Origin of the sequence: Shewanella sp. Arc9-LZ (genome assembly GCF_010092445.1) — a bacterium.
GTDB lineage: Bacteria > Pseudomonadota > Gammaproteobacteria > Enterobacterales > Shewanellaceae > Shewanella.
This window is the reverse complement of the sequence record NZ_CP048031.1, coordinates 863,898-881,845: the sequence shown is the minus strand read 5'-3', so window position 1 is coordinate 881,845 and position 17,948 is coordinate 863,898. Positions and strand designations below refer to the sequence as shown.

Sequence of the window (17,948 nt, the reverse complement as noted above, 5' to 3'; positions counted from 1 at the left end):
AACACCTGGATTCCGGCTCAAAAGCATTGCCGGAATGACAGACATAAAAAAGCGACCTTCCGGTCGCTTTTAAATTCTAAAACTTCAAACGAAGCCTACTACTATCATAATTGCGTCGCTGGCGAAGCTAGTACAAGGCGAACCGAAGGCTCTAGCGCGGAGTTGACTGGTGTCAATGAGCACTGGAGCCGAGGTTCAACGCCGTAATAGCGAGACTAAGCAGTAATTATTCGTAGTCTGATAGTGGTACGCAACTACACATCAAATTGCGATCCCCATAAACATCATCAATACGGTTAACCGTTGGCCAGAACTTATTCGCCTTAACCGCTGCCGTTGGGAACACGGCCACTTCACGACTGTACGGACGTGAATCGAACTCTGGGTCCATAATATCCGCTAGGGTGTGAGGTGCATTATGCAGCGGGTTATTGTCCACTGGCCACTCGCCTGCTTCTACCTTGGTAATTTCACCGCGAATAGAAATCATCGCTTCGATGAAACGGTCTAGCTCAACCTTAGACTCTGATTCAGTTGGCTCAATCATCAAGGTTCCCGCTACCGGGAAGCTCATGGTTGGTGAATGGAAACCATAGTCGTTTAGACGCTTAGCGATATCCATTTCGGTCACGCCAGAGGTTTCTTTTAATGGGCGTAAATCGATAATACATTCATGGGCAACACGGTCGTTACGGCCAGTAAATAATACTGGGTAATGAGGCAGTAGCTTTTTCATGATGTAGTTAGCGTTTAAAAGCGCCGTTTGGGTTGATTGCTTAACCCCTTTAGTGCCCAACAACTTAATGTACATCCAGCTGATTGGCAAAATGCTGGCGCTGCCATAAGGTGCAGCAGATACGGCGCCATTATGGTCGCTTTCGCGGCCTGGCTTAATCACTACGTGGCCTGCTACAAATGGCGCAAGGTGTGCTTTAACACCAATTGGGCCCATACCAGGACCACCACCGCCGTGCGGGATAGCAAAGGTTTTGTGTAAGTTAAGGTGCGATACGTCTGCGCCGATAAAGCCTGGTGATGTTAAACCAACCTGTGCGTTCATGTTTGCGCCGTCTAGGTAAACTTGACCGCCATATTGATGGACGATTTCACATACTTCGCGGATTGATTCTTCGTACACACCGTGAGTCGATGGGTACGTGATCATGATGCACGATAGGCTGTCTGCAAGCTCCGCAGCTTTAGTGCGTAAGTCTTCTAAATCAACGTTACCTTGCTTGTCGCAAGCAGTAACCACTACCTTCATACCAGCAAGTTGTGCCGATGCTGGGTTGGTGCCGTGAGCCGATTGTGGAATTAAGCAAATGTTACGGTGCGCGTCGCCGCGAGACTCGTGGTATTTCTTAATCGCTAATAAGCCAGCGTACTCGCCTTGTGCACCAGAGTTTGGCTGAATACACACCGCATCGTAACCGGTGATTTTAACTAAAAACTCAGACAGTTCGTTAATTAACTGGGTATAACCTTGTGCCTGATCTAGCGGGCAGAATGGGTGCATGTTAGCAAATTCTGGCCAGCTTACTGGTAGCATTTCCACTGCGGCGTTGAGTTTCATGGTGCATGAACCTAACGAGATCATTGAGTGGTTTAAGGCTAAATCTTTGTTTTCGAGACGCTTGATGTAACGCATCATCTCGGTTTCGCTTTGGTAGCGATTAAACGTTGGATGAGTTAATACCGCATCTTGACGTACTAGCGCATCTGGAATTGACTGGCTGCCATTAGCAACGATGTCGGCATCAAGTGCTGCAACATCTAAGCCGTGGCCTGCGCCTAGGATAACGTCAAATAAGTCTGCGATGTCTGTACGGATAGTGGTTTCATCTAAGCTGATACCAAACACGCCGTCTACATCTATACGTAAGTTCACTTGCGCAGCTATGGCGCGGGCATTAATGGCGGCAACGTCGGCACCTTTAACACTGATGGTGTCGAACCAAGTGGTGTTAGCTAAGGTTAAGCCTTTTGCTGTTAAGCCTGCCGCTAAAATGTCGGCTAAACGGTTAATGCGTGATGCTATGGTTTTTAAGCCTTGTGGGCCGTGGAATACCGCATAAAACGACGCCATGTTGGCTAATAAAATTTGCGCGGTACAAATGTTTGAGTTGGCTTTTTCGCGGCGAATATGTTGCTCGCGCGTTTGCATGGCCATACGTAATGCACTGTTGCCGCGGGTGTCTTTTGACACACCAATGATACGGCCTGGCATTGAACGCTTGTGTTCGTCACGGGCAACAAAGAATGCTGCGTGTGGTCCGCCGTATCCCATTGGTACGCCAAAACGTTGCGCGCTACCAAATACGACATCTGCGCCCATGGCGCCCGGTGATTTAAGTAACATTAACGACATGATGTCGGCTGCTACTGTAACAATAACTTTGTTGTCGCGAAGCGTAGCAAATAGCTCAGTGTAATCGGTAATTTGGCCAATACGGTTGGTGTACTGGAACAAGGCACCAAATAATTCGTAATTTACCGCTTCACTTGCTGGGCCAACGACTACTTCAAAACCAAAACATTCTGCGCGGGTTTTAACGACGTCTAATGTTTGTGGGAATACGTCGTCGGCAACAAAGAAGATGTTGGCTTTTTTGGCTTTAGATACGCGCTTGGCAAGGGCCATGGCTTCTGCCGCGGCGGTTGCTTCGTCCAGCAATGAGGCTGATGCAAGGTCAAGACCGGTTAGGTCCATTGACACTTGTTGGAAGTTTAAGATTGCTTCTAAACGGCCCTGGGCGATTTCTGGCTGATATGGAGTATAAGCAGTGTACCAACCTGGATTTTCGAACACGTTACGCAAAATAACATTTGGCACTTGCACGCCGTAGTAACCCATACCGATATAGCTTTTAAAGACTTTGTTTTTGTCTGCTATGTTGCGGATATAGGCGATACCTTCGGCTTCGCCACACGAGTCACCGATGGTGAGGTCTTGTGGTAAACGGATTTTGCCAGGAACGGTTTGCGCGGTTAAGTCTTCTAACGACTCTGCACCAATGAAGTTGAGCATTTCTTGTTGCTGCTCAGCACTTGGGCCAATGTGGCGTGTTAAAAATAACTCGTGTTGTTCTAGTTGTGTCAGGGTTTGCTTGGTCATGTTAAACCTTGTTCCAAATCGACCAGTTATGGCGGTAGGGCACAGAACTGGATTAGGGTGAAAATGGGTAATACGTGAATAACCTGTTTAGGGTTTATTATGTTGCGCGCTCGTCATTTTTTTTAGCTGCACATAACAAAGAAGCTCCCGAGGGAGCTTCCTGCGTCATTGGCGCTTATTCTTGGTCAATCACTTCTTGGTAACCGTCTGCATCTAATAATGCATCAACTTCTGATTCGTCAGAAGGCATAACACGGAAGAACCAACCGTCACCAAATGCGTCGCTGTTAACACGCTCTGGCGAATCTTCTAAAGATTCGTTTACGGCAATCACTTCACCAGAAATAGGTGCATAGATGTCTGATGCCGCTTTAACTGATTCAGCCACTGCGCAGTCTTCACCGGCTGTGACTGTGTCGCCAACTTCTGGCAATTCTACGAATACCATGTCGCCTAATAGCTCTTGAGCATGCTCAGTGATACCTACTGTGTAGCTACCGTCTGATTCTTTACGGATCCATTCGTGTGAAGATGCATATTTCAAGTCTGCTGGAATAGTGCTCATTATCGTTGTTCCTTAATCTGATGTTCTAATACTTAACAAATAAATTCTTTTTAGGTAAAGCACAACTCATTTTATTGAGTCGTTAGAAAGCTTGCTTACCGTTACGTACAAAACTTGGAGCGATGACTTTTACGTTAACACGCTTTTTACGCATTTCAACTTCAGCTACAGCACCAATACCATTAGGCACACGGGCCATGGCAATAGAATAGCCTAATGTTGGCGAAAACGAACCGCTAGTGATCACACCTTGATGCTCAACACCGTTTGCGTCGGTAAAAAATACTGCCATATCGTGGCGTAATACGCCCTTTTCTTCCATGACTAAGCCGACTAATTTGTCTGTGCCAGCCACTTTAATGGCGGTAAGTACATCACGGCCAATAAAGTCACGTTCGCTTGGCTCCCACGCTACAGTCCAGCCCATATTAGCGGCTAATGGATTAATTGACTCGTCCATGTCTTGACCGTATAGGTTCATGCCCGCTTCTAAGCGTAATGTGTCACGTGCACCTAAACCACATGGCTTAACGCCTGCATCTAGTAGTGCTTGCCATAAGGCTTCGGCTTCGGCTTCTGGAACAATAATTTCGTAGCCCGCTTCGCCGGTGTAACCGGTTGTAGCAATAAATAAGCTGGCTGATTGCACACCAAAGAATGGCTTCATGCCTTCAACGGCAGCATTTTGCTCGGTGCTAAATACTGTAGCCGCTTTGGCTTTAGCATTAGGACCTTGCACGGCAATCATCGCAAGCTCTGGACGTTCAGTCACAACAACATCAAATGCTGCGGCTTGTTTGTTGATCCAGGCGAGGTCTTTGTCGCGAGTAGCGGAGTTAACCACCACGCGGTAATGGGTGTCGGTTAAGTAGTAGGTAATAAGGTCGTCGATGATGCCAGCGTTTTCGTCTAGCATTCCGCCGTAAAGGGCTTTACCAGGTACGGTAAGTTTGGCGACATCGTTAGCAAGTAACTTACGTAAGAAGGCACAAGCATCGCTGCCGGTAACGTCAACTACGGTCATGTGCGACACGTCGAACATGCCTGCGTCTTGACGTACTGCGTGATGTTCTTCGATTTGAGAGCCGTAGTTAATCGGCATTTCCCAACCGTGGAAATCAACCATTTTGGCTTTAGATTCTAAATGCTTGTTAAAAAGTACAGTCTTGCTAGCCATTATTATCCCTTTTTTTGGGCCTTTAATTAGGTCTTAATCTAATGTAGGTATTTGATAAAATGCGAACAAAATTATACTCCGCAGACCTAATTTGTATACAAAAAATTTTTCTAATCCGAGCCCGGTCGCATTAGTTTAGCTAATCTATTGTTGTAATTTTTTTACATAATCTTTTACAATAAAAACGCCGATTTAGCTGTGTAGACTGATATTAAACAAGTTTCTACATTAGCTATTATGAAATTGGCTCACGACAAAGTTTAGGTAATGTCATTTTGTTACCCATAGCCTGTTTGATGAACACTGTTTTCAGCCCAGCGACATTATCAACTAGGGTTAGGCCTATGTCGCGCATGGCTTTTTTAAGCGGATTGCTGCCGGCAAACAGTCTTTTAAAGCCTTCCATGGTGGCAATCATCTCCATAGCCTCTGCTTTACGCCAACGTTCAAGGGCTCGTAAGTGGCTATATTCGCCTAAATCTTTGCCTTGCTCATGCAGTTCGGTAAAGGTTTCGATGATACTGGCGGCGTCTAAAAAGCCTAAGTTAACCCCTTGGCCAGCTAACGGATGAATAGTGTGAGCTGCATCACCTGCCAGTACTAATCGATGGCGGGCAAAGTGGCGCGCATAGCGCATACGTAGCGGAAATGATTGACGCTCGCTGATCACCTGGCACATGCCTAAACGGCCATCTAGCGCGGCAGTTAACGCTTTGCCAAATTCTATATCGTCTAATGCTAACAATTGTTCGGCTTGGTCGGGCGGTACCGACCAGACGATGGAACATAAATTGTCGTCATACAATGGCAACATGGCTAATGGACCACCGGGTAAAAAGGCTTGTCTGGCGGTGGCGTCGTGAGCGAGTTCGGTGCGCACGGTCGCGACAATAGCATGGTGGCCGTAGTCCCAAAATGTTAGCGGAATACTGCATTGTTGGCGCACCCAAGAGTTGGCTCCGTCGGCGGCAACCACTACGGCGGCACTGACATTGTCGCCATTGGCTAGGGTTAGCCAAGCTTCGCGCTCGCCAAAGGCTACGCGCTCAAGACGTTGGTTTTCAATATAGGTAATGTTGCTTATTTCGCTGGCACGTTTGGCAAGGGCATAACTGATGGCATCGTTTTCTATGATCGAGCCTAAATAGGCTTCGCTGATGCTGTGAGCGTCGAACTCAATTTTGCCTAGGCCGTCTTTGTCCCACACCGACATTTTTTGGTAAGGGCTAACACGGCTGTCGTCGAGGTATTGCCACGCGCCGAGGTTTTCAAGTAATTGCTGACTGGCTTTGTTAATCGCACTAACGCGTAATTTAGGATCGCCACTGACCGCTTGGGTTGTGCCAGCATCGATAACCACCACATTAAGGTCGGCATTGGCTAAACCGATTGCGGTTGCAAGCCCAACCATACCACCGCCGACGATGGCAACATCATAAGTTTTAGTTGAAAACATGGTCAATCCTTACCTTAAAATGAGTTAACGCCAGCCCATGGCGGTTTGCACTACGGGGCGTTTTAACGGCGGTAGCCAAGACAATAAACGCAAACCGATATTGCGTCCGGCAACTAACGGCCAATATTGATTGGAAAAGCCACGCACTAAAAATTCGATGTTGTTGAGTGTGCTGTCGCGATCGGCTTGGCGAGCGGCTAAATATTGATGCACGATAGCGCTGCTGCCGAGGTCGACTTCGGTTGCGGTGTTGCTGCTAAAGGCGTGTTCAAGCACCTTGAGTAGCCCGACTACATCACGTAAACCTAGGTTAAAGCCTTGTCCAGCGATAGGGTGTAGCGTTTGCGCGGCGTTACCGATAAATATACAACGATGGTAAATCGGCCTTGGCATGTACGATAACGAGAGTGGATAACTGACCCGCTGCCCCACATCGATAAAGCGGCCGACACGATGGCCAAATGCTTGTTGCAATTCCACTAAAAACTCAGCTTTATCTGCATTTTTTAATGCATCAGCTTTGGCTGGCGGTAATGCCCATACCAGTGAATATCGCGCTTGAGTGGAAGGTGTTGATGGCACTGACGTCATCGGTAACAGTGCTAATGGGCCGGTTTGGGTAAAGCGCTCATAAGCCCAGTGTTGATGCGGTTGGTCGGTAATGACATTGGCAACGACCGCCGTTTGATCAAAATTAACTTGCTCAGTAGGCTGCTGTAAATGTTGACGCACAACCGAGTTAGCGCCATCTGCGGCCACCAGCAACTGACAATGCAGCTGAGTGCCATTATCTAATGTTAATAAGTGACCGTCTGTTTGGGCTTGTAAATCAGTGACTTTGGCAGGACAAAACACGCTGACAGATGATTTAGCCAGTTCGTCGAATAACACGTTACCCACTCGAGCTAATTCAACCACCTGCCCTAATGCATCTAAGCCTAATGGTTTAGCGTTAAGTTCGGTCATGCCAAAGTGGCCGCGATCAGACACATGAATATTTTCGATCGCGGTGCCAAGATGCTGCAACTTAGGCCAAATGCCTAAACGAGTCAGTTCGAAAATAGAACCGTGCGCAATGGCGATAGAGCGGGCATCAAAACCGGGGTGATTGTTGTTGGCAACATGGGCTTCGATTAATGCAATACGCAGCGGACGCGCTAAAGTGGCAGATGATAACGTAGCAGATAATGTGGCAGATAACTGAGCTAACCCTAAAGCTAACGTGGCACCTGCCATGGCGCCACCCACTATGGCAATATCAACGACGAGTGGCTCGGTAGAAGTGTGTGCTGTGGTCATACGCTGCGTTGCTGCCTATACCAAAATGTTAGTGAAAAGTAGAATGCTCATCGGTGTCATTCAAAGGCATGTCTAAGCCAAACTCTGAATAACATAAAATAGCTGACATTCTGACAAACTCTTGCAGTTCTTCGTAGGCAACTTCTGATTCTTCGTCATCACCGACATCAAATTCTACTTGAGCGATATCGGCAAGGTCTTTAATTACCTCACGCACATCGGTTGACGCTTTGTTTAGCTCTGGTTGAATAATGGCAATGCCCGTTAAAAAACTTTGGGTCCACAAGGCTAACGCTTCAACGCGATCGCTCAGTGGCGCTTCTTCTTCTGGTAATAAAAGAGTAAAGCCAAATTCGAAATCGACTAAGCGGGTCACGGTGTCTTGATACAAATCGCTGATCAGCTGTTGTAAGTTTGGTTCTAGCGGTTGACCGTCGTTCATTAACTCAACTAACGGCTTGAGCCAGGCTAAATTTTCTTGCTTTACACCACCACAAATAATCCCAACAAGCGCCCCGTGCACTTCTACTGGATGCTGGCCGACTTCAGCGTAATCTAAGGCCTGTTTTAGTTTTTCGATACATAATGAAGGTGGGATTGCCATGGTAAATTCCTAAAAGCGCTATATCTGCTTCAATGCTAGCAGAGTTACTATGATGCTCCAAATGCTAGTGTGTATTGTGCCCAAATAATGCCTAGACTGAAGCGGATTTGTTCACACAAACAGCAAATAGTTAAAAAGGGATGCTGTTGCCTTGCTCTTTTAAATTCAGCCCTATATAGTTCGCGAACTGACTAAGGATCTGAGGCAACATTATGAGTAACAGTGCTGTTGACATTACCCTATTAGGGCGCACCTACTCTATCGCATGTCCAAAAGGACGCGAAGATGCATTGCGGACTGTTGCCAGAGAAGTTGAAAACCAACTGACAACCTTAAAGTCGCGTACTAATAATTTAAGCCGTGAAGAGTTAGCCATTATGGCGGCGCTGAACATTGGCAATGAATTGTATGAAGAAAAACAAAAAAACAAACAATATATGGCGCAAATGGATGAGCGTATTTCTTTGTTACAGTCAACGTTGGAAACATCGTTGGTTGAACGAAGCCGCTAGGAAGGCTAAACTAAGATTTCAGAACTAAGCATTGCTTAATTCTACCCTGTTTTGCTCCCTGGGATATTTGCTCGTTGGTTAAGTCCCTGTGCCGATAATTACAAACCCAGGGTGAATGCTTTCGTTAACATTGTGCATGCTCGGATTATACCGAGAAGCCTTAGGAGATGAACATTTACCCGCCTTGAACCTACGGTTCAAGGGCTGCGCCGGCAGCGGTATTTTGGGGAGCATTCTAATTTTATGATGAACACTCTTTAAGAAGTGTTCATCATACCTCTGTAATATTCCATTATTTGTTACCTTGATTTAGCCATAAACATTTATGTCTGCTCATATATCAGTCTCATTGATATAAAAGATAACAACCATTTGCTGCGTTAATGAGCCTTAAATTGAAAAATCTGAATGGTGCTGGACTGAATCTGAAACTAATCAGGTTTTGATAAGTCATCCTCGTTCACATTTTGATGTTTGAATTAAGTTTACTTTAATCCATAAGGTTGTTTTACCGGGTTCATTAATGTATAAAACATTAAATATTAATAACTTGTAAATATGGATTATGACAAGTCGTGTCGTCGCCCCCTATTTTTACAGCATCATTATGGCTGTACTACTGCTGATTTTAGCAGGCTGTAAATCCATCCCAACGCCTTCACCTAAGCCTGTTAATATTGTTCCCACTGAGTTATCTCATTTACCAACTGATGCAGCTACCCAAGGCTTGAATATTATTGATACTCAGCTGAGCCTGGGCGACCGTAATTTATATCTGGCCAATAATGGCAATATCAAAATGCTGTCTACTGCCGAATGTCGATTAGACATATCAGCTCATCGGGGCGATTTTCGGCAGCCAGAAAGCAGTGCCAATGCCATTGCAGCGGCGTTAAATGATAATTTTAACAGTGTTGAAATTGACGTAATGCTACTCAAAGATGGTACTTGGGTTAATCATCACGATAGTCAGACCGGTCGCGCGACGGTGTATTACACCGGTGAACGCTTCAAACTAAACCGTATGAACTTTCAAGAGTTTGCTAATCTCAAACTGCGAGACAAGCAAAGTAACCATTTACTGGATCAACGCCCTATTGCTGCGGTTGAAGCCTTTAAAACCTTTGCGGCATATCGCAATCACAATCAACAACTGAATGTAGAAGTTAAGTCTGACACCAACGGCCAAAAACTCGTTGAACTCGATAATATGCTCAGAAAATATATTGGTTTAGGTGGCTTTTATTACTCTGCAACAAGTCAAGACACACTCTATAAACTCCGAGGTATTAACCCTTCAGTTTATTTAGGCTTTATTCAAGGTGGACACCCAACAAGCATTGAAAAATTAACGGCTGATTTGCGTAAAGGCGTAAAAAACGATACTTATTATTTAGATAATAAAAATAAGCTTGAGCTAGTGGGTCGATACGGTACTAAGCGTTATCGTTCACGTTATAAAGATTATACGGCAAAATCCTCACTTTCTGAATTACAGAGAAAACTGGGTAAAAACTCTGGGCTCCACCTAGATATCCGTAGCTTTATGCAACATACCAACGTTAAATATCATGCACATCAACTCGGAATGAAAGTGTATACCTATTCGCTCAATGGTAGCGAGTATCATCAATCACAGCTCATCAAATTAACCACAGATCAACTTCCTGATGGCGCCATTGTCGATGCGACACCTTACAAAATTTGCCAACGTCTATTCAATGCTGCTTTGCCAGTTAAACGTTATCAGCCATTGAGCCATCTTGGTCGCTATATTGCGTCTTTACCGCAAGATGCTGACTTTGATCGTTTTGCCGAAATGCGTGGCTATCAAAACGAAGGTTACTATCTATCATTAGACTCTGGCCTTGCTGCCATCAACGCGACTCCCGTTAAAGTAGTGCCAAACACTATTCCTACTCCGTTGTTAGAACATGGTTTTCCTACTATCACTGATGAAAAAATTGATAACAATACAGGTGATACAATCATTTTAAGGTTGCCTGCACGCCAAGCTAAATAGCGATTAAATAACGACATAAAGATAAAAAGACGATGGTTGATAAAGATTAATATGACTGAAAATAACAAAAGTCCATTTGCAACAAATCTGCTTAACAGCGCTCCTACACAAAAAAAAATGCAATCCGCGGTAAAAGAGCTGGAAAAAGTACAAAAAAGTCAGCAATCAACCGCTAAAAAAGTAGAAAAGCAGCAAGCAGTTGAAGCCCAGATAAATAAAACGGGTACCCCCTTCTGGTGGATGTTGTTGATGTTCATTTGCTCACTAGTGTATTTGTTCCCTGAAGCGGTATTTAATGCAGCGTTGACCGATGTTGCTGGAGGACGAAACTCCAGCATAGAAGACTTACGAACAGTAGAGCTATTTGGCCGAACAATCAGTGGAATAGGCGTTACGTTACTGTTAGCTGATTTATTATTAAAGGGTAAAAAAGTCGCTAACGTTACGCGCGCTTTAGGTTACTTTGCACTCATTGCGGTACTTGTGTGGCCAACGGTATTTTTTGGACAAAAATGGTTAGTCGATCATTTTATTATTGACGCTTCAACGCCTGAAGAACGCCAGCAAGCTTATTTATCGCAGTTACTCCGTAGTGCGTTAATTGAAAACTCAATCACATTCGAAGGTATTGAGTATGATCCCAATAAAGAACACAGTGCTATCGAAAAAACCTTTTTATCGGTATTTGGTGGATTAGTTTACGCTGACGACAAATTAGTCGACGATTTAAAGGACAAAAAGCGTTTGATAATGGAAAAGTTTGTTCGCGATCGAGCCATGTCTCGGTTTGACGAACACTATGGCCATTATGATAATTTCCGCCAAACACTGCGCAATAAATACACTGAGTATGCCTCGGGTTCAAATCAATATAACCAAGCCTTAGCCAGTGTACAAACTCGGTCGGATTCGTACTGGTTAGACACCCAAAATCAAGTTAAGCAAGGGTGGGAACAATACCAAAAAGGCACCAAAGCTTATGAAGCTAGGGTGGAATCGCGAGCTCAAAAAATTGCTCCAAAACTATATGACTATTTTGAACGTCGTAATAAATGCGCAGAAAAGAAAAGTGGTAGTAGTAAGGATAGATGTTTTGAGCGATTACAAAATGGCTATGACAAAGAAATAGCCAAGTACGGTATTCCTTATATTCCTCCAGATGATTGGTTAATTCGCGAAGAGATCTCAACCTCAGAAAACGTCGGCAATTCTATTATTTCAGGCATTATGAGCTTAGGCTTATTCACGGCGATGCAGGCTGCAGATGCTATCACTGGTGGCGATGCTGGCTTTAAAGATCATCGAATGGTGTACACCAACGATGTAAATCATTATAAAAAAGTATTGATGATAAAAATGGCACCTGATTTTGTTAAGGAGTCGGGGGGCTACTCTCTAGGCATTAACTCAATCCATCAATTTAGAGTTCATGAACTTACCAGTATAAAAGTTAATAAGAAGCTAAAGCAAAAAGGCTTAACCTTATCCCCTTCTTGGTCAATCACCGATCGCAACAGCTTTGATATCGCTGTCGCTAAAAAAGTGCGTCAACAGGCTGATGCCGAGTGGCGTTCAAAAATGAAAGCTAAGGGTAGCGATATGCCACCGAATTTGAGCTGGCAAACCTTTCAACAGCAAAGCGATATTCAACAGCGTATAAAACAAGAAATGAAAGAGTTGTACGTTAATCCTACGCTAGCCGATTGGAATAATCGCGAGTTTAAGCAACATATTATTGAGCCCAATATAAAACGTAAAACCACTGAATACCTCAATGTGCTCGAAGCTCAACTAGTTGAGTTTGCCGATGGTGGTGCGTTTGAATCAACAGGTAAATCGGCATTACGTTCAACTATTATTCCGCCAATTTCTATGGCGATTAGCTTAGCATTAGTGTTACTTACCGTATTAAAGCTACCGATGAAAGCGGTCGAACTAGTACAAGCTAAACGTGCGTCCTCTGCGCCAAGAGTTAAGCCTAATCGCTTGATAAAACCGGTGATATCAACGGTGTTATTAGCGTCAATATTTGTGGTTCCGTTATCGATGGGCGGCAACCAATACACTATGCCAGGCTCATCACTGCATTACTTTTTTGATCAAATGGAAAAGAACGATTCTGCCACGGTGTCATATACGCTTAAATGGTTACTTGTGACCTTGCCGATTGTACAACCTGTCGGCTCTTCAATAGACCAGCGCTTACTAATTACCCAAGGCTTTAATGCCATTAGCGACCCCATTAATCGCTTTGATTTAGCGGTAATGCCAGCACATAAGGCCACTCAACCGGCTAAATCATCACCTACCAATACCGCCCTATTACCCCTAACGATTAAGAGTAATATCGCAAATGCCAACGTGTCTGTGATGAATATTAAGCCCAAATATCAAGCCGGCATGATGCTACCTGCTGGCAATTATGACATTAAAGTCTCTGCTTCAGGACAAGAGCCCATTAGACAATGGATATATTTGAAAGCTGGCCAAACGAGTTTCGACATTAATTTTTAATGAGCTGATGCTGTTCGCTGGTGACAGAAACAGCAAAATGAATCACGCATTGTTTATAGGAAGTATTACGTGAGTAAATTAGAACAATTCCAACGATTTATCCGCAGCAACGGTAAAGATCTAACTGGTGTAGACGTACCAGTAATATTAAGCAACGAACAAACAAAACTGCCTCAACTTAAGTTTACTTTTGGGTGGACGATTGAAGTTGGGGTCAGTCAACACGAACATGGCGCCTATTGTCCGAATGGCATTAAATCTGGCAGTGCATCGAATGCGAGGGATTACGCCCACGACAAAGCAAAAGAGTATGCTAGCGGACAAAACTCGTTATTTAACGATCGCTTTTTAAACATTCTTGGGCCTGATATTTCTAGTAATTTTTTGATCCGAAATAGAGACTTAAAATCTGCACCAGAAACCTATGTAGGCAGCAAAGTGTGTTACAACTGCAGTGGTTCGGGGTCACAAAGCTGTTCTAATTGCCATGGCTCTGGCAAGAATTCTTGTACCGGTTGTAGTGGCAGCGGCCGCATTAGTGTGTCGCGTTACGACAGCCACAATAATCGCACTGTTTATACGACAGAATCATGCACATCCTGCTGGGGAAGTGGTAAAAAAACCTGTAATACCTGCAGCGGCTCAGGTTCTGTAACCTGTAATACTTGTAATGGTGGTGGTTATCTCTATTACAGTTACACCATTGATGGTGATGCCAAACGTAGCACTAAATGGGCTTATAATAGTAACGACTATCACGAATGGACCTCTGAATTCGTTAAAAATAATGGTTTAGACTTAGTTTATCATTTGACCGAGATAACTGAAGTTGACGTTGAGGGTACCCTTGATGGTTGTACTTTTATTTATGCTTTTACCGCTAAACTGCCGACGTTACAATTTACTGCTACGGTAGATAAAGTCGATACAACAATGTGTTTTGCAGGTAAGAATGACACTACCCATAATGCCGGTGGTGTTTACGATCCTGCAGTATGGCTTGTGGCGCAGAAATTGACAGGCAATGACCAAGAAACCGACAAAGATGTATTAGCAACACCTGCCATAAAAGACATTATTGAAGCGAACACCACCAATACTCAAATTGCGTTATTAACAGAAAATTGGGTATCAAATGAGATTAACGATGCTGTTATCTCTAACTATCAACACTTAGTCACTACGTTAAAAAAGCAGAGCGTTAAGGGCATTGCCCCAAACATGTTTTTAAGCTTAGTGAAGTACACTTATTTGTTCTTCACGTTAGGGATGTTGATCGCGCTGTTATTTCCTTTATTTGCCGCTGAAACGGGTCACCGCATGAGTGTGACACAAGTGCCAGAATGGATAATGGCATTATTGATGATGAAATTTGGTTTATTTGGACTCCCCGCTTATGTGAATTATGCGTTTGTCTTTGGACTGCTGTGGTTAAGCTATAAGAGCGTAAAGAAGTGGTATTGGAAAAATATCGGTAAAACCAAAATCTGGTTATTGGCGATTAGCATCACACTATTATTACCACACATCGGCCTTTCATCTTATTACAATACGTTAGAGCTACTTAGACACTCACCCACCATCGCTAGCACCTTAGTGAGTGGCTCGCTATTAGTCGGTGTTTACTTACTTATTTTTGGGGTGAAAAAACCTAAAAGATGGTACGGCAAACTGTTTGGTTTATTGGCTGGGCTGGGTATTTACTGCGCCATTCAATATGGGCTTTACGTGATAAATCCAACGTATGGTTTTGTGGTAGATCATACTCATTATGCCCGTGAGGTGACGAAACTATTAACATCGGCCTTGGATTTTATGAAGCACAATGTATTTGAGTGGGGCTTGTTATCGATTAGCTTTACTTACTTTTTAACCCGTAGACGTTTTTGGTTAAAAGCAAAAACAATGGTGGCGGATTACGATAGCCCAGTGCTACTAAAATCAATGAATATGGATAAATAGTGTTACGTATTTAGGTTCGATATGCAGAGCATAGGCTAAATTTTGTAGCAACATTAGCAGAAGATTAACCTGTGCTTTCATATCGACTCAGAAAGCGATAATCTACTTTCATACTGTGTTTTGGTGTTTTTAATTTGTAAGTGATGGAGTACTCCTAATATATGAGTATCACGCGTTTTATGGCTAACAAGGACAATCGTCCTGTTACGTCAACCTCTTCGGCACGCATCAGCTATTTTGCCACGCCAACCGAACTCGAAGACCCCGTATTTGAAAGTGTCGACATGAGTCGCGATAATATTCGTCGCCATGTAAGACAAGAACGTAATAGCCTCAGCGCTGAAGAACAAAATCAATTAGCCTTAATTGCCAGCCGTCATATGTTAGCTGAAATTCAGGCACAGTCGGCTCAGCATGTTGCCTTGTATGTCACTCACGATGGTGAACTTGCTACTCAAAAACTGATTGAAGCGTTATGGGATGTCGACATTAATCTCTATTTGCCGCGTATTCATCCGTTTAGTAAGGGCAATTTGTTGTTTGTGCGCTACGATCGCGACTCGGTGATGGTTAACAACCAATATGGTATCAGCGAGCCACAGCTCAATGTGCAGCATGTCATTACCGTTGATAAGCTCGATATGATCATTACTCCGCTAGTCGCCTTTGATGAACACGGCAATCGCATGGGCATGGGCGGCGGATATTATGACCGCACCTTGGCACAAGTGGTCGATAACAAGCCGTTAGCCGTAGGCTTTGCCCACGACTGTCAGCAAGTCAGCCAAGTGCCTACTGATTTTTGGGATATCCCTTTGCCCGTGATTATTACCCCAACGAGAAAATTGGCTATTTAAAATAGCTTAATACTATTAAGGTCGTGGCGCTTCGCCCACACCAGACCAAGAAGGGGAAAACGGCTTCCCCCTCTTGGATCACCCCGGCAGCTCCGGCAAAGTGTTCGTCCTCATAGCATAATAAAAATCACCTAACGACTCAGATGGTACATCTGATGTGAATGGACTGACGAATGTCGTGATGACATGGATGTCAAAAAACGACCATGTACCCCCGAGCCTGTTACATATCTGCAAGACAGGAGTCTACATGCCTTGAAACACAGGGATGTGTGATAAAGGCCATGATGTCACTACGGCATTTTCATCACGCTATTTCGGACACTTTGGACGGAGACACGTTGATACTGCTGATTCCTCTTACATACCAACTAGACTTTGTAGAAGGTCAAAATCAAACATAACAGAATGGAAAAAGCCCCATCAATAAACGCTATTGATGGGGCTTTTTAGTTAACTGATTAGACTAAAAATGGACTTACACAATTGCTTTCTCTAATGCTTGGCTGACATCGGCAATGATGTCGTCGATGTGCTCAATTCCCACCGATATGCGTACTAGATCTTCTGATACACCGGCTTTGGCTAATTCGGCACTGTCTAACTGGCGATGGGTGGTACTGGCGGGATGACAAGCTAACGATTTAGCGTCACCAATATTGACCAAACGTAGCACCATTTGCAGCGCATCAATAAACTTACCACCAGCTACTTTACCCGCTTCTGCATTAGCAGCTTTAATGCCAAAACTAATAATACCAGAGGCTTTACCACCAGTGATTTTTTGACAAGTTGCATGGTGTGGGCTGTCTGGTAGTGCTGCGTAATTAACCCAGCTAATACTAGGGTGTTGCTGGAGATATTCGGCTAGCGTAAGCGCATTACTGCAGTGACGTTCCATGCGTAAACTTAAGGTTTCTAAGCCTTGTAGTAATAAGAATGAACTGTGCGGTGATAACGCTGCACCAGTATTACGCAGTGGTACTACTCGGCAACGGCCAATATAAGCGGCTGGACCAAAGGCGTCGGTATACACCACGCCGTGATAAGACGGATCTGGCTGATTAAGTATCGCAAAACGTTTTTTGTTGGCGACCCAGTCAAATTTACCCGAGTCAATAATCACCCCGCCAATGGTTGTGCCGTGGCCGCCAATGTATTTAGTGAGCGAATGGATAACAATGTCGGCACCATGATCAAATGCGCGGCACAATACTGGCGTCGCTACAGTGTTATCGACAATTAATGGTACCCCATGTTTGTGAGCAATATCAGCTAACCGCTGTAAGTCGACAATATTACCGGCCGGGTTACCAATTGATTCGCAAAATAGGGCTTTGGTGTTGTCGTCAATTAACGCGTCGAGGCCATCAAAGTCATCAAACGCCGACATACGGACTTCAACGCCCTGGCGTGGCAGCGTATGGGCAAATAAGTTATACGTGCCGCCGTACAACTGGCTGGTACTGACAATATTGTCGCCCACTTGGGTTAACGCTTGGATAGCATAAGTAATGGCGGCCATGCCTGATGCCACTGCAAGCGCACCGATGCCGCCTTCAATGGCGGCTAAGCGTTGCTCTAACACACTAGTAGTAGGATTCATTATGCGGGTGTATATATTGCCAGCCACTTTTAAATCGAACAGGTCCGCACCGTGCTGGGTATCATCGAAGGTATATGAGGTGGTTTGGTATATCGGCACCGCGGCGGCTTTGGTGGTAGCTTCAGACTCGTAGCCATAATGTAACGCCAATGATTCCAGCTTCATGTTTTCTGCAGACATAGTGACTTCCTTTCGATAATAGCGAGTGTGGATACTGATTAATATCCACACTACCAATTAGCCATCTAGAAGTCTATA

Annotated in this window: 12 protein-coding genes and 1 other RNA gene; 6 read left to right on the top strand and 7 right to left on the bottom strand. The window is 44.4% G+C overall.

The features are described from left to right. Positions 1-226: 226 nt before the first annotated feature. The 6 genes from gcvP to GUY17_RS03835 all read right to left on the bottom strand — a co-directional run bounded on the left by gcvP (position 227) and on the right by GUY17_RS03835 (position 8,216). The gene (gene gcvP, locus GUY17_RS03860) at positions 227-3,115 is read right to left on the bottom strand and encodes an aminomethyl-transferring glycine dehydrogenase (protein ID WP_162022350.1); all 2,889 of its coding nucleotides are present in this window, start codon (positions 3,113-3,115) and stop codon (positions 227-229) included. 175 nt (positions 3,116-3,290) lie between these two features. Next, complete coding sequence (gene gcvH, locus GUY17_RS03855; protein ID WP_101086035.1) at positions 3,291-3,680, bottom strand: glycine cleavage system protein GcvH; 390 nt, start codon at positions 3,678-3,680, stop codon at positions 3,291-3,293. An 82-nt stretch (positions 3,681-3,762) separates the two neighbouring features. Continuing rightward, a complete protein-coding gene (gene gcvT, locus GUY17_RS03850; protein WP_162022349.1) occupies positions 3,763-4,857 on the bottom strand; it encodes a glycine cleavage system aminomethyltransferase GcvT in 1,095 nt (364 codons plus the stop codon). Between the two features lie 235 nt (positions 4,858-5,092). Beyond that, positions 5,093-6,313 (bottom strand): FAD-dependent oxidoreductase, encoded by a 1,221-nt coding sequence (locus tag GUY17_RS03845; RefSeq protein ID WP_162022348.1) that lies wholly within the window; start codon positions 6,311-6,313, stop codon positions 5,093-5,095. Between the two features lie 24 nt (positions 6,314-6,337). Continuing rightward, positions 6,338-7,612, bottom strand: a complete 1,275-nt coding sequence (gene ubiH, locus GUY17_RS03840) for a 2-octaprenyl-6-methoxyphenyl hydroxylase (RefSeq protein ID WP_162022347.1) — start codon at positions 7,610-7,612, stop codon at positions 6,338-6,340. 28 nt (positions 7,613-7,640) lie between these two features. After that, positions 7,641-8,216 carry a UPF0149 family protein gene (locus tag GUY17_RS03835; protein WP_101086039.1) on the bottom strand — a complete coding sequence of 192 codons (576 nt, stop codon included), beginning with the start codon at positions 8,214-8,216 and terminating at the stop codon, positions 7,641-7,643. 212 nt (positions 8,217-8,428) lie between these two features. On the opposite strand from GUY17_RS03835, the gene GUY17_RS03830 reads away from it, so the two are divergent. The 6 genes from GUY17_RS03830 to GUY17_RS03805 all read left to right on the top strand — a co-directional run bounded on the left by GUY17_RS03830 (position 8,429) and on the right by GUY17_RS03805 (position 16,084). Next, positions 8,429-8,728: a cell division protein ZapA gene (locus GUY17_RS03830; RefSeq protein ID WP_101086040.1), complete on the top strand. Its 300-nt coding sequence runs from the start codon at positions 8,429-8,431 to the stop codon at positions 8,726-8,728. 52 nt (positions 8,729-8,780) lie between these two features. Continuing rightward, positions 8,781-8,962: non-coding RNA, 6S RNA (ssrS, locus tag GUY17_RS03825), on the top strand. A 331-nt stretch (positions 8,963-9,293) separates the two neighbouring features. After that, a complete protein-coding gene (locus tag GUY17_RS03820) occupies positions 9,294-10,751 on the top strand; it encodes a glycerophosphodiester phosphodiesterase family protein (RefSeq protein ID WP_162022346.1) in 1,458 nt (485 codons plus the stop codon). Between the two features lie 51 nt (positions 10,752-10,802). After that, the gene (locus GUY17_RS03815; RefSeq protein WP_162022345.1) at positions 10,803-13,265 is read left to right on the top strand and encodes a carboxypeptidase-like regulatory domain-containing protein; all 2,463 of its coding nucleotides are present in this window, start codon (positions 10,803-10,805) and stop codon (positions 13,263-13,265) included. A gap of 69 nt (positions 13,266-13,334) precedes the next feature. Next, a complete protein-coding gene (locus tag GUY17_RS03810; protein ID WP_162022344.1) occupies positions 13,335-15,227 on the top strand; it encodes a hypothetical protein in 1,893 nt (630 codons plus the stop codon). A 161-nt stretch (positions 15,228-15,388) separates the two neighbouring features. Then, positions 15,389-16,084, top strand: a complete 696-nt coding sequence (locus GUY17_RS03805) for a 5-formyltetrahydrofolate cyclo-ligase (protein WP_162022343.1) — start codon at positions 15,389-15,391, stop codon at positions 16,082-16,084. A 478-nt stretch (positions 16,085-16,562) separates the two neighbouring features. Here the strand turns inward: GUY17_RS03805 and GUY17_RS03800 are convergent, their stop codons facing one another. Next, a complete protein-coding gene (locus tag GUY17_RS03800; protein WP_162024276.1) occupies positions 16,563-17,855 on the bottom strand; it encodes an O-acetylhomoserine aminocarboxypropyltransferase/cysteine synthase family protein in 1,293 nt (430 codons plus the stop codon). Between the last annotated feature and the right edge of the window lie 93 nt (positions 17,856-17,948).

Coding starts and splice junctions, on each gene's coding strand:
- GUY17_RS03820 (WP_162022346.1), top strand. CDS start 9,294: ATGACAAGTCGTGTCGTCGCCCCCTATTTTTACAGCATCATTATGGCT.
- gcvP (WP_162022350.1), bottom strand. CDS start 3,115: ATGACCAAGCAAACCCTGACACAACTAGAACAACACGAGTTATTTTTA.
- GUY17_RS03845 (WP_162022348.1), bottom strand. CDS start 6,313: ATGTTTTCAACTAAAACTTATGATGTTGCCATCGTCGGCGGTGGTATG.
- GUY17_RS03835 (WP_101086039.1), bottom strand. CDS start 8,216: ATGGCAATCCCACCTTCATTATGTATCGAAAAACTAAAACAGGCCTTA.
- GUY17_RS03815 (WP_162022345.1), top strand. CDS start 10,803: ATGACTGAAAATAACAAAAGTCCATTTGCAACAAATCTGCTTAACAGC.
- gcvH (WP_101086035.1), bottom strand. CDS start 3,680: ATGAGCACTATTCCAGCAGACTTGAAATATGCATCTTCACACGAATGG.
- GUY17_RS03830 (WP_101086040.1), top strand. CDS start 8,429: ATGAGTAACAGTGCTGTTGACATTACCCTATTAGGGCGCACCTACTCT.
- ubiH (WP_162022347.1), bottom strand. CDS start 7,612: ATGACCACAGCACACACTTCTACCGAGCCACTCGTCGTTGATATTGCC.
- GUY17_RS03805 (WP_162022343.1), top strand. CDS start 15,389: ATGAGTATCACGCGTTTTATGGCTAACAAGGACAATCGTCCTGTTACG.
- gcvT (WP_162022349.1), bottom strand. CDS start 4,857: ATGGCTAGCAAGACTGTACTTTTTAACAAGCATTTAGAATCTAAAGCC.
- GUY17_RS03800 (WP_162024276.1), bottom strand. CDS start 17,855: ATGAAGCTGGAATCATTGGCGTTACATTATGGCTACGAGTCTGAAGCT.